Source organism: Sulfitobacter sp. LC.270.F.C4, assembly GCF_032922545.1.
GTDB lineage: Bacteria > Pseudomonadota > Alphaproteobacteria > Rhodobacterales > Rhodobacteraceae > Sulfitobacter > Sulfitobacter profundi.
Genome location: NZ_CP136692.1, coordinates 2,494,164 through 2,505,933, shown reverse-complemented (window position 1 = coordinate 2,505,933; position 11,770 = coordinate 2,494,164). Strand labels below are relative to the sequence as shown.

The 11,770-nt window shown below is 63.6% G+C and carries 7 protein-coding genes; 4 read left to right on the top strand and 3 right to left on the bottom strand.

The genetic code is table 11. The annotated features are described in order from the left end of the window. Window positions 1-115: 115 nt before the first annotated feature. From R1T45_RS16110 to R1T45_RS16100, 3 genes are all read left to right on the top strand, one after another. Window positions 116-1,132, top strand: coding sequence for a C4-dicarboxylate TRAP transporter substrate-binding protein (locus R1T45_RS16110; RefSeq protein ID WP_260012581.1), 1,017 nt, complete (start codon window positions 116-118; stop codon window positions 1,130-1,132). A gap of 95 nt (window positions 1,133-1,227) precedes the next feature. Then, window positions 1,228-1,857 carry a TRAP transporter small permease subunit gene (locus tag R1T45_RS16105; protein WP_120350716.1) on the top strand — a complete coding sequence of 210 codons (630 nt, stop codon included), beginning with the start codon at window positions 1,228-1,230 and terminating at the stop codon, window positions 1,855-1,857. After that, a complete protein-coding gene (locus R1T45_RS16100) occupies window positions 1,857-3,257 on the top strand; it encodes a TRAP transporter large permease (RefSeq protein ID WP_317389585.1) in 1,401 nt (466 codons plus the stop codon). The genes R1T45_RS16105 and R1T45_RS16100 overlap by 1 nt, the downstream gene beginning before the upstream one ends. 6 nt (window positions 3,258-3,263) lie before the next feature. Here the strand turns inward: R1T45_RS16100 and R1T45_RS16095 are convergent, their stop codons facing one another. From R1T45_RS16095 to R1T45_RS16085, 3 genes are all read right to left on the bottom strand, one after another. Beyond that, on the bottom strand, window positions 3,264-4,370 hold the full coding sequence (locus R1T45_RS16095) for an AI-2E family transporter (RefSeq protein WP_082849525.1): 1,107 nt from the start codon (window positions 4,368-4,370) through the stop codon (window positions 3,264-3,266). Between the two features lie 95 nt (window positions 4,371-4,465). Continuing rightward, window positions 4,466-7,066 (bottom strand): AAA family ATPase, encoded by a 2,601-nt coding sequence (locus R1T45_RS16090; RefSeq protein WP_317389584.1) that lies wholly within the window; start codon window positions 7,064-7,066, stop codon window positions 4,466-4,468. Further along, complete coding sequence (locus tag R1T45_RS16085; protein WP_317389583.1) at window positions 7,063-8,193, bottom strand: exonuclease SbcCD subunit D; 1,131 nt, start codon at window positions 8,191-8,193, stop codon at window positions 7,063-7,065. Before R1T45_RS16085 ends, R1T45_RS16090 begins: the two co-directional genes overlap by 4 nt. 423 nt (window positions 8,194-8,616) lie before the next feature. On the opposite strand from R1T45_RS16085, the gene R1T45_RS16080 reads away from it, so the two are divergent. Continuing rightward, on the top strand, window positions 8,617-11,493 hold the full coding sequence (locus R1T45_RS16080; protein WP_317389582.1) for a response regulator: 2,877 nt from the start codon (window positions 8,617-8,619) through the stop codon (window positions 11,491-11,493). Window positions 11,494-11,770 lie beyond the last annotated feature (277 nt).

The following is an 11,770-nucleotide window of genomic DNA, read 5'->3' as shown; positions in this document are numbered from 1 at the left end:
TGTCTTGCGGCTGTCGTATTTGCGCGGCATGACGGGGTTGGCAGGCCTGTCCCCTCGGGGTAGCCTGTGCGCCAATCCGCCCATCCAAGGGCGGCAACAATGGGAGAGAGACATCATGAAAAACCTGCTGAGCGGTGCCGCCGCCTGTGCGCTGAGCGTTGCCTTTGTCGGCGAAGCTGCCGCGACCGAATGGAACGCCTCCGTCTGGGGCAAGCGCCGCGCCTTCACCGAGCATGTCGAAAAGATCGCCGAACTGGTGAGCGAAAAGACCAACGGCGAATTCACCATCAACGTCAGCTACGGCGGCCTGTCCAAGAACCGTGAGAACCTCGACGGTATCTCCATCGGTGCCTTCGAGATGGCCCAGTTCTGCGCCGGCTACCACGCCGACAAGAACCGCGCGATCACCGTGTTGGAACTGCCCTTCCTTGGCGTCAGCAACCTTGAAGAAGAAGTCGCGGTCAGCCGTGCCGTCTATGCGCACCCCGCCGTGGCCAAAGAGATGGCGCAGTGGAACGCGAAGATGCTGATGACCTCGCCCATGCCGCAGTACAACCTTGTCGGCACCGGCGATCCGCGCACCACATTGGAAGATTTCGATGGCATGCGTGTGCGCGCCACCGGCGGTCTGGGCAAAGCATTCGAAGCCGTGGGCGGTGTGCCGACATCCGTGACCTCTTCGGAAGCCTATAACGCGATGGAATCCGGTGTTGTCGACACTGTGGCCTTCGCCCAGCACGCGCACCTCAGCTTTGGCACGATCAACAAAGCCGATTGGTGGACCGCGAACCTCAACCCCGGCACCGTGAACTGCCCCGTTGTGGTGAACATCGACGCCTATGAGGCGCTGAGCGACGCAGAGCGCGAAGCGCTTGATGGGTCCGTCGATGAGGCGCTGGATCACTACCTTGCCAACTACGGTGAACTGCTTGAGCGGTGGGATTCCGTTCTTGAAGAAAAGGGCGTCGAGAAGGTCGAATTCTCCCCCGAGGTGATCGCCGAGTTCAAAGCCAAAGCGGCTGATCCTGCGCGCGAAGCATGGATCAAAGACATGGAAGCCCAAGGCATTCCGGGTCAGGAACTCTATGACCTCGTGATGGAAACGCTGGAAAAAGAACGCGCGTCGAACTAAGCCTTGCGCGCATGACTTAGAGGGCCGTGCGGCAAACCGCGCGGCCCTTTCGACTTTAATGACGTAACAAACAGACTTTCTGAAAAGGAGAGCCGATGGCCGGATCATCCGCCGTGCTGGAGGACAGCAGCCTCCTCAGCCGCCTCGACCGGGGCCTGCTGAAACTGGAGACCTTCTTTGCCCTGATCTCGGGGATTGCCGTTTTCATGTTGATGGTGCTGGCCGTTTGGTCCGTGGGGGGGCGCAAGTTCTTTTCCACGCCACTGGCGGGCTATGTCGACTGGATCGAAGCGGCGATGCCGTTCATCGCCATCATGGGCATCGCCTATACCCAACGTATGGGCGGGCATGTGCGCATGGACATTCTGATCGGCCAGCTTAAGGGCCGCGCGCTTTGGGCGGCGGAACTGCTGTCTGTGGTGCTGATCCTGCTTTTGATGCTGGCACTGACGTGGGGCGCTTGGGCGCATTTCGACCGCAGCTTTGACATGGCCGCCCCGATGTGGAGCCGTGACAGTTCGATCGACATCGGCCTGCCAATCTGGCCCAGCAAACTGGTGGTGCCGGTGGCCTTTGCCGTGATCAGCCTGCGGCTTTGTCTGCAGATTTGGGGCTATGGCCGGGCCTTGGTGCTGGGGCTGGAACGCCCCGTGGCCGTGCCGCTGGTGCAATCGGCGGCAGAACAAGCAATGGCCGAGGCCGAACAACTGGATGGACGTGACTGATGGATCCTATTGAAATCGGCCTTTGGGTCTCGGGCGGCATGCTGCTTATGGTGGTGCTTGGCATGCGGGTGGCCTTTGCCGCCGCTATGGCCGGGCTTATCGGTCTTATCTGGATTTTCTGGGCCAAAAAGGGCATGGAATGGGACCAGTTGGGCTGGGCGCTGACCGTGGCGATCAAGACCGCCGGGCAGGTGCCTCACTCGAAAGTCTCGAGCCAGACACTCTCACTCATCCCAACCTTCATTCTGATTGGCTTTCTGGCCTATTACGCGGGTCTGACCAAAGCGATCTTTGAGGCCGCGAAACGCTGGTTCGCTTGGGTGCCGGGTGGTTTGGCCGTCTCGACCGTATTTGCTACGGCGGGCTTTGCGGCGGTCTCCGGCGCCTCGGTGGCCACCGCAGCGGTTTTTGCCCGTATCGCCATCCCTGAGATGCTCAAGATCGGTTATAATAAGCAGTTCGCGGCGGGTGTCGTGGCGGCAGGGGGCACGCTGGCCTCGCTGATCCCGCCCTCGGCGATCCTCGTGATCTATGCGATCATCGTAGAACAGGACGTGGGCAAGCTGCTGCTCGCAGGCTTTATCCCCGGTGCTTTCTCGGCGGTGGTCTATGCCATCTTGATCATTGGCATCGCCATGATCTGGAAAAACGTCGGCCCGCCAGTGACCGGTTTTACATGGCGTGAACGCTTTGCCTCATTGCCAGCGGCCCTGCCGATTGTGGCGGTGGTCGTGATCATCATCTTCTTCGTCTACAACCCCTTTGGCGATGCCTGGGGCACCCCGACTGAAGGTGGCGCCGTGGGTGCGTTCATCGTCTTCTGCATGGCGGTTTTCCGTGGGATGCGTCTGGCGGAGTTGAAGGACGCGCTGTTGGAGACAGCCAAGCTGACAGTGATGATCTTCACCATCATCTGGGGCGTGTTGATCTACGTGCGTTTCTTGGGCTTTGCCGATCTGCCGGGCGCGTTTGCCGATTGGATCTCCTCGCTCGAAACCTCTCCGATGATCATCTTGATCTGCATCCTGCTGGCCTATGCGGTGCTGGGGATGTTCATGGACGCCATTGGCATGCTGCTGCTGACCCTGCCGGTGGTTTACCCGGCGGTGATGGCGCTCAACGGGGGCGAGTTCGTCTCTGCGGCTGACAGCGCCTTTGGCATGTCGGGGCCAATGTGCGCGATCTGGTTTGGCATTCTGGTGGTGAAAATGGCGGAGTTCTGTCTAATCACCCCGCCCATCGGCCTCAACTGCTTTGTGGTCGCGGGCGTGCGCCCCGACCTCAGCGTGCAGGACGTGTTCCGCGGCGTGATGCCTTTCTTCGTCGCCGACGCGGTGACCATCGGTTTGCTTGTGGCCTTCCCGCAGATTGTGCTTTGGCTGCCGTCCCTCGCGGGCTAGGCGGCTTTAGCCACCGGGCTTTTCCGCGGCGGGTTCATCCGCCGCGGTTGCCGCCACATCGGGGGCGGATTTATCCAGAAAATGCCCGATCATGTTGAGCGCGGTAACGTTCTCGCAAATCACCTTGAAGACCACGAGGAAGGGCACCGCCACGAGCGCGCCTGCAATCCCCCAAAGCCAGCCCCAAAAGACCACGGTGAGGAATACGGCAACGGTGTTCAACTCCAACCGACGCCCCACAAGGTAGGGCGTGATGAACTGCCCCTCGATCCCGGTGAGGATCTGATAGCCGATGGGGGCAAGGATCGCATAGCCGACGCTGTCGAATGTGGCGATGGCATAGGCCCCCACCAGCACCGCGCCGATCACCCCGCCGATATAGGGCAGGAAGTTCAGCAAGAACGCCGCCAAGCCCCAGACATAAGGAACGGGCAGCCCAAGCGCGAAAAGGTAAAGCCCAACAGAGACGCCAAGCCCCGCGTTGATGATGGTGATGGTCAGCAGGTAGCGCGACACGCGGCGCTCAACGTCATAGACCGCCTTTAGCGCGCGCTTCTTGCCGGTGAAGGTCTGGAAGGACTGAACCAGCTTGAGGTAAAACAGATCGCCCGAGGCCAGCAGGAACAGCGCCAGCACAAGGGCGACGGCCACCGTGCCGCCAATCCGCGCGCCGGTGTTCATGGCATTGTCGAGCAGGCCCGGCTGTTTGACCACCACCTCTTCGGGTTTGCTGGCGCCGTTATCTGCGCCGATCTTTTCGACCTGTTCTGTGGCAGAGCGGACATCCTCTACCGTCTTCATCCAGCCTTGCAGCTTGCGCTGTATCTCATTGCCCATTGAGGGGATTTCATCCGACCACGTGGCCACGGTGCCCGCCGACAGCCCGGCCAGCACAAAGATGATCAGCCCGACAAAGCCAATCAGCAGCACAGCCCCCAGCGGAGGCGAGATGCCGAATTTTTCAAAGGAGCGGATCAGCGGGCTAAGCGTCAGCGCGAGGAGGAAACCAAGCAGGATCGGCAGCAGCAAATCCTTGGCGAAATAGGCAGTCACGAAGAGGGCGATCAGTACCAGCACTTCCAACAGCCGTCTGATCGCGGCGATATCGTTCAATGTATTCCCCCCAACATGCCCTGCGCAGATGCTACGAAGCCAACGCGGGACGGGGGGAAAAGTTCATTCACGCTGGGCACTTGATGCCGTTATTTCTATCGGTCCACCGTTTGCAGCCGCAAAGCCTGTCCGCCAAGGGCACGAAAGGCGCGTTGGCGGCAGGTCAGAACGATGATCTGCATATCGCTGGCCTGCCGGTGCAACGCGTCGAACATCCGCTCGATCCGGTCGTCATCGGTAAAGACCAGCGCGTCGTCCAAGATCACCGGCGCGATGCGTCCCGCACGGGCCAGCATCCGCGCAAAGGCCAGCCGTACCAAAAGCGCCACCTGTTCCTGGGTGCCGCCTGAAAGGACGTCGATCGGCTCTTCGCGACCTTCGCGGATCAGCGCATGGGGCAGCAGCGATTCCTCGCCCCATGTCAGCTCAGCATCGGGCCAAAGGAGCTGCAGCAGCGGTTTGAGTTCTTTGACGATGGGGGTGAAGTACCGCTCTCGCGCCTCGTTCCGCGCGTCTTGCAAAGCGCCTTCCAGCCGGATGAGCACCGCAACCTCATGGGCGATCCGCGCGAGGGTCTCTTCGGCGGCCTGCAATTGGTCTTCGGTCTCGGCGAGCCGTTCCTCCACCGCGTCGCCAGAGGCGCGGGTGATGCGTTCGCTGAGCCGGGCCAGTAGGGGACGCAGGCGGGCGACTTCCTCTCGGGCTTGCGCCTCAACCGATTCCGCGCGGGTGAGGGCGGCCCGAAGGCTGGCCGCATCTGGCGCGTCTTTGGCCTTTTCGGCGTGGGACAGGCGTGCGGCCTCCAGCGCGGCGGCGGTGCTGGCGGCTTGGGTGGCAAGCGCGTCTTCCGTGACATCGCCCAGCTTGGCCTGCTGCGCCTCGGCGCGCTGCAACCGGTCACTGAGCGAGGCAAGCTGTGCGTCTTTGACCGCGGCATCGGCCTTGGCATCGGCCAGCGCCTCGGCTGCCGTCTCCCGCGCGATCCGGCACGTCTCATGCCCGGCCTGCGCTGTTTCGAGGGCGTCTTCGGCGCGCGCAAGATCAGGTGCGTCGGAAACCTCCTCCGAGGCCGGAATGGCGGCGAGGGCTTGGTGCAGCGCGTCGATCCCCTCAGGGGCGAGGCTGTTGAGAACGGCCTTGGCCTCTCCCTGACGCGCGGCGGCCTCCACACGGGCCGCGGCGGCGGCGCGGGCCCCGGCCAGATCAGCCGCGCCAATCTGGTCGAGCGCGGCTTGCAGGCTGGCGGCGGCGGTTTCGACTGTGCCGTCCTCTGCGCCCTCCGCGCCGGGGTGGACTTCCAAACTGCCGATACCGTCGATCCGCAGGGTGGTGCTGCGCGGAAGCGGCAGGGGGGTGCCCTCCGCCAACGGCCCGCTGTCGCTGTGGATGCTGCCCGATTGGCCGGGGGTGTAGCGGACAATCACTTGGGGGGCTGCGGCATCGCGGGCGGCGCGGCTGGCGGAGAGTTCTGCAGAGAGGGTTTCTAGCCGTTGCATCGTGGCGGCGTCCGGGCCGGATTGGGCGGCGGCACCGGCGGTCTCCATCCGGCGGCGGGCCTCTTCGGCCTCTTTGATGCGATCCTCAAGCGCGCGGCGACGGTCAGCGCCGTCCCGCGCGGCGCGCGCCCGCAAAGCGTGGCGGTGTTGGTCCTCGGCGGTTTTGAGGGCGGCGCGGGCTTCTGTCGCGGCGGCCTCTGCGGTGTCCAGCGCGGCGCGGCGTTCAGATAGGGTGCTGTGGGCGGTCTCTGCCGCTTTGCGGGCTGTGGCTTCGGCGGCGCGGGCGGCCTGTTGCTCGACCTCTCCGGCGCGGTAGCTGTCGAGCCGCGATGTGGCGCTTTCAGCCGTGAGACGCGCGAGGTCCACGGCCCGGTCAAGGGTTTCCAGTTCTTCCGCGTGGCGGGTGGCGGCGTCATGGGCGGTGCGGGCGGCCTCAAGCTTTTGGCGGCGTTCTTCGACCAGCTCGGGCGCTTCGAGGTCGGCCAAGGCCCGCCGTGCCCGCTGACGCTGGGCCAAGGCGTCCTGCAACTCTCGCGCGGTGGCGGTCAGTTGGTCGCGCGTGGCCTGTAGCGCCTCCACTTGATCTTGGGCCTCTTTCCACGCTCCGCCGGTGCGCGGGCGTCCGGTGCCGGTGGCATACTGGGCAAGCTCGTCGCGGCATTGTGCCAGCGCCTTGTCCATGCGCCGCCCGCCGGTCATCGCTTCGACCTCGGCCCCGACCGAGGTCATCAGATCACGCCGCGCCTCCAGCGCCAGTTTCTCCTCTTTGGTCGAGCCACCGGTCAGCGCGGTCATGCCCTGCCGGACCCAGATCAGCCCCGACGGCCCGCCCGCATCCCCGCCCAAAAGCTGCGCGATCCATGCCTCGGCCTCATCCGCCTGTGCGATCAGCCTGCCATCGCGGTGCACGGTGGCAAGGGGCTTTTGGAACCACCGCTTGTGAACGGCAAAGCGCCCCTCGTCGGTTTCGACCTCGATGGTCACCTCCGGCGCACCGCCCGCATGGGGGCGCAGGGCGGCGACCTCTTTGTCGCGAGAGCCGAAGGGTTTGAAGAACAGCGCCTGTATCGCGTCGAAAAGCGTGGATTTGCCGTGCTCGTTCGGCTCGCTCAAGACATTGATCCCGTCGCCTATTCCGGTCACTTGCGCGGGGTCGGTGAAGCGGCGGACGTTGTTGAGGGTGATGGCGCGGATTTTCATGCTTTCGCCCCCTGCACATAGGCATGAAGCCGGGCGAGGGCATCGGCGGCCACATCACGCTCGGACTGGGGCAGGGTGTCGGATTGCGCCTCGTTCACCAAAGCTTCCGCCGCCATGCGCAGGGCACCGCCGCGGTCGATCTCATCAAGGTCTGCGGCCTCATATTGCGTGCCCAAACCTTCGGTCACCAGTTCGAAATGCGCGAAATCGGGGGCGCAGGCCTCGGCCGCGCGGGCAAGCGCTGCGCGATCGGGAAGGCCCGCCCAGCCCCCTGCTTTGACGCGCAGCAGGTGATCCCGGCGGCCCGCAGCGGGCAGCAGGGCCTGCAATGCCGCCGCCGCGTCTTGGCGGGGATGAAGCGTAAGCTCGGCCTCGGACCAAAGGAAGCTGCCGGTTTCGATCTCATCCACCTTGGGGGCAGCGCCGGGGCCTGCAACCTCAACCGCAAGACAAACGCCGCGTCGCCCGTGTTTGAAACGATCCTGCTCCGGCGTGCCGCAGTATTGTACTCGGTCTGAAACGGCCATCCGCCCGTGCCAATCGCCAAGGGCGAGGTAGTCCAACCCCGCGCGCTGGTCCCGGTCAGGCGCAATCGCCTCTCCGCTGTCGGTGAAATCGGTGACGCCGCCGTGGGCGAGGCCGATGCGCAGATGCCCCTCGGGGCTTTGCATCTTGTCCAAAGGGGCGCTCGGATCGCTGGCGCCCGCGCGAAAGGCCACGGGGCAGGGCAATAGGCTGGCATCCGTGCTGATCTCAACCGGGGCAGCATCCAAGAGAGCGCGCAGATTGGCAGGGGCATCGCGGTGGATCACTTCCCACAGGGGTTCGGCATCGCGCAGATTGTCGTGGTTGCCGGGCAGGATCCACCATGTCACCTCTGCCGCCTCGCCCATGGCGGTCAAGGCCTGCCGCAGCACAGCGGCCGAAGGTGTCGCAGTGTCGAATGTATCGCCCGCCAAGAGCACATGCGCCGCCCCGTGATTCCGCGCGGCTTGGGCCAGTTTAGCGATGGCCCCATGCCGCGCTTCCATCAGACGCCCCCGGATGTTGCCATCCGCCGCTTGCGGGATATTGGCGAACTTGCGCCCGATGTGCAGGTCAGACGCGTGGATGAAGCGGAATGTCATGCGGTGGTCCTGAATAGCTTTGGGAAAGGGGCGCGCAGGCGGAAATGAGGAAATGTGCAATGGCTGATCGGCTGCGCGGCCCGTGGGGCATGGTAGGCGCAGCGGCTCCATTCATCGCAAACTCAGCGCAGAGTGCAAGACGTTGCAAAATCTGCGCGAGGTTCTGGTTCCGCAGGGATTGCGGGCTACATATGCGTGATGCGCGGTTGAGACGCAGCGGCGCCGCCGCCCAGACCTAAAAATTCCGAGATACGATGAAATCTAGAGCAGCCTCCGAAAACCTCCCTGCCGTAGCGGGCCAAGCCAGGCCAGCCGCGAGACACGGCGCTGCAACCGTCCTTGCCTGACACCTCAAATCAAGATTGAATGCGCGGCTGAGACTGCTGACCCGCACGTTCCAATAGATAAGAAGATCAACACACGATGACCCATGACTTTGAAAGAATCCTCCAGGCCGCGCCGTCGCCCTTCGTGTTGTTGGACAGTGAGCTTCGGGTGGTCTGGGCGAATGATGCCTACCTACAGGTGACTGATCGCCAGTTAGAGCGGCTTATCGGGAAGGACTTGTTCGAGGAATTTCCATCTGACCCCGAAAGCGAGTTGGGCCGCATGCTGCGCGCGTCTTTCGCGCGGGTGTTCCGCGATGGCACCACCGATCACCTGCCGGTCATCCCCTATCCAATCGCCAGTGCTGAGGGCAAAACCGAAGACCGTTATTGGAGCGCGACCCATACGCCGATCCTAGGTGCGGACGGCGAGGTCGAGTTCATTTTGCAGCACACGCAGGACATCACCGAAGTCTATACCGCCGAAGCCCCGGGTGAGGCGCGCGCAGGCCCGGCCCAAGCTGCCGTGCTGCGCCGTGCCCATGAGGTGACGCAGCAGAATCTGGAACTCGATACCGGGATCAGACTTTTCAAGCTGATCTTTGAACAGGCGCCGAATTTCATGGTCACCCTCATGGGGCCGAACCACGTCTTTCGCACGGTCAACGCCGCCTATTTACGGATGATTGGCAAGCGCGATCTTATTGGCAAACCCGCGCGCGAGGCTTTGCCCGAAATCGCGGGGCAAGGCTTTTTCGAAATGCTGGACGAGGTCTATCGCACCGGCGAGGCCGTGAGCCAACAGGGGGCCGAGGCATGGGTGCAACGCAGCCCCGGAGGTCCGACTGAACGGGTCGTCGTCGACTTCGTGTTTCAACCGCTCGACAACGTGCGGGGAGAAACCATCGGCATCGTGATCCAAGGCAATGACGTCACCGCGCATAAGCTTGCCGAAACCAAGCTGCGCGAGGCGGAGGAACGGTTCCGCACCATGGCCCATACCATGCCGGTCCATGTCTGGACCGCCACCGCCGATGGGCGTCTGGATTGGGTCAGCGATCAGATATATGCCTTTTCGGGCGCGGCGCCGGGCAGTCTGGTCGGGGATGCTTGGCCCGCGATCATTCACCCCGAGGACCGCGCCGAGGCGATTGCCACTTGGGCCGAGGCGGTGGAAACCGGGGCGGTCTACGAAAGTGAATTTCGCCTGCGACGGGCCGATGGTGCCTATTGCTGGCACTTGGTGCGGGCAGTGCCGACCAGAGATGACCAAGGCGCGCTGATGCGCTGGGTCGGCACGAATTCCGAAATCCACGAGCAGAAAGAACTGTCCCGCCAACTGGCCGATCTGAACACGACTTTGGAAGAGCGTGTCGAGAAACGCAACCGTGAGTTGGAAGAGCTTCACGACCGGTTAGCCCAAAGCCAGCGGGTCGAGGCGGTCGGCAATCTTGCTGGCGGCGTTGCCCATGATTTCAACAACCTGCTGCAGGTGATGACCGGCAGCCTGACCATGGCCGCGCGCGAAATTGCAGCCGATTCCCCGGCGCGGGTGCGGATCGACGCGGCCATGCGGGCGGTGGAGCGCGGCGCGTCCCTATCCTCGCAACTGCTTGCGTTCAGCCGCCGTCAGCCATTGCAGCCGCGCTCGATCGACCTGCGCGATCTGCTCAGTGATATCGACGACATCATGCGCAGCGCCTTGGGCGAGGGGATGGAGGTCGAACTCGACACGCCCGATGCCCTGTGGCCAGCCTATGCCGATGCGGCAAGCACCCAGAACGCCGTGCTAAACCTCGTCATCAACGCGCGCGACGCGATGGAGGGGCGCGGCAAGTTGAAAATCGCGGTCGAAAACCGGCATATCGGCCCCGAAGAATTGCTGGGTGAGCCTGACATGGTGGCGGGCGACTATCTTGAGGTCAAAGTCATCGACCACGGGCCCGGCATCCCGGCGGATACGCTGGCCAAAGTGTTCGATCCGTTTTTTACCACCAAACCGGTGGGCAAAGGCACCGGGCTTGGGCTCTCTACCGTTTATGGCTTCGCGCGGCAATCGGGCGGGCGGGCCACCATCGCCAGCCATCCCGGCGCGGGCACGACGGTGACGCTTTTGCTGCCGCGCGCCGAGACGGCGGCGGAGCCTTTGCAATGGCATGACCCCTCAGATATCGCGGGCGGGAACGAGACCCTTCTGCTGGTCGAAGACGACGCCGAGGTGCGCGACGCCACCGCCGCCTTGCTGTCGGATTTGGGCTACCGCGTACGCACCGCAGAAGACCCCGCCACCGCCCTCAAAGCCGCGCGACAAGCGCCGGAATTCGATCTGTTGGTCTCGGACGTGGTCATGCCCGGAGAACTGAGCAGCCGCGACATGGCCGAAACCCTTCAGGCCGAGCGGCCCGACCTGCCGATCCTCTTCATCTCAGGCTATTCACGCGATGCGATCGTGCGCGATGGCCGGGTGGATGCCGGGGTGCAGTTCCTCGCCAAACCCTTCACCAAAGACGCTTTGGCGATCAAGGTCCGCGACGCGCTGTCCTCGGCTCCCGCTGCAAAAACAAAGGCTGACGCAGTCCAAGAGCAGCCAGACCGGCCCCGTCATGTTCTGCTCTGCGAAGACGACGCGCTGATCCGGCTCGATCTGGCGGATATCCTCAGCGGGCTGGGCACCGAGGTCACCGAAACCGCGTCGGGGCAGGAGACATTGGACAGGCTGCAAGCCGGGCACTTCGACGCGCTGCTGATCGACGTGGGCCTGCCGGATATTTCGGGCGAGGAGGTCGCCACCCGCGTGCGGGCGCAGCATCCCGATATGCCCATCATCTTTGCCACCGGCCAAGCGGAAGTGCCCTCCGCCGCGGCTTTGGGTCGCTGTGCCGTTATTCAGAAACCTTTCGGTGACCGCGATCTGGAACGTGCGTTTGCAAGCTTGGGCATTCTGTCACAGACGGAAACGGCCACAGCGTTTTGACGGAGCGTTGCGACCTTTGCGACATCGTGGCGCGCGGGACGTTGCTATTGCAGGCAAACAAGGTTTGAAAGGGGGTATTCGACCCGGCCAACGGCGCCCGCCTTGTGGATGTTCCGCCCGCTGTGTTGGGCTGGACTTTCTCGGCCGAAGCGGCTTGGAAATCAACGGAGGTTACCCACCGCCCCAACCGAGCGAGTTTTGGGCTTGGCCAACAAGAAGACCCGCCGTGGTACGCAATCCTGTGAAGTGGTCCCAGAAAATCGGACAGTCGGCTAAG

What these genes read in the sequence shown, in the direction of transcription:
- R1T45_RS16100 (WP_317389585.1), top strand. Translation starts at nt 1,857, where the DNA reads ATGGATCCTATTGAAATCGGCCTTTGGGTCTCGGGCGGCATGCTGCTT.
- R1T45_RS16110 (WP_260012581.1), top strand. Translation starts at nt 116, where the DNA reads ATGAAAAACCTGCTGAGCGGTGCCGCCGCCTGTGCGCTGAGCGTTGCC.
- R1T45_RS16105 (WP_120350716.1), top strand. Translation starts at nt 1,228, where the DNA reads ATGGCCGGATCATCCGCCGTGCTGGAGGACAGCAGCCTCCTCAGCCGC.
- R1T45_RS16085 (WP_317389583.1), bottom strand. Translation starts at nt 8,193, where the DNA reads ATGACATTCCGCTTCATCCACGCGTCTGACCTGCACATCGGGCGCAAG.
- R1T45_RS16080 (WP_317389582.1), top strand. Translation starts at nt 8,617, where the DNA reads ATGACCCATGACTTTGAAAGAATCCTCCAGGCCGCGCCGTCGCCCTTC.
- R1T45_RS16090 (WP_317389584.1), bottom strand. Translation starts at nt 7,066, where the DNA reads ATGAAAATCCGCGCCATCACCCTCAACAACGTCCGCCGCTTCACCGAC.